1 protein-coding gene is annotated in these 367 nt (G+C 64.9%); it reads left to right on the top strand.

Features of this window, described 5'->3' with window-relative positions:
- Positions 1-367 (top strand): MFS transporter (locus BJL95_RS22660; protein ID WP_139306388.1); only part of this gene is annotated, 367 nt, incomplete at both ends.

Here is a 367-nt window from a genome sequence, read left to right as displayed (position 1 = left end):
CACCAGATCCGTGACGACCTCGGAATCACCGCAGGTCAGTATGGGTTGCTCAGCAGTGCCTTCTTTTGGCTGTTCGCCGTCGGTGCGGTCACCCTGACCGCGGTACTCCGCAAGATCTCGTACACCTGGGGTGCCGGACTGCTGATGGTGACCTGGATTGTCAGCATGCTGCCCCTGACCGTTCAGACGTCGTTCGGCGTGCTCCTCGTGTGCCGAATTGCATTGGGCTTCTTCGAAGGTCCCGCGCACGCGCTGTGTCAGTCGATCGTCGCCGACCGCTTTGCGCCTGACAAGAGGGCGACGGCCGGCGCCCTCGTCAACGCCGGCTCCTCGGTGGGCCCGCTGGTGGCCGCCCCCGTGCTGACAT

This window comes from Methylomonas sp. LWB (genome assembly GCF_001856095.1).
GTDB classification, from domain to species: domain Bacteria; phylum Pseudomonadota; class Gammaproteobacteria; order Methylococcales; family Methylomonadaceae; genus Methylomonas; species Methylomonas koyamae_A.
This window is presented reverse-complemented; position numbering and strand designations above follow the sequence as displayed.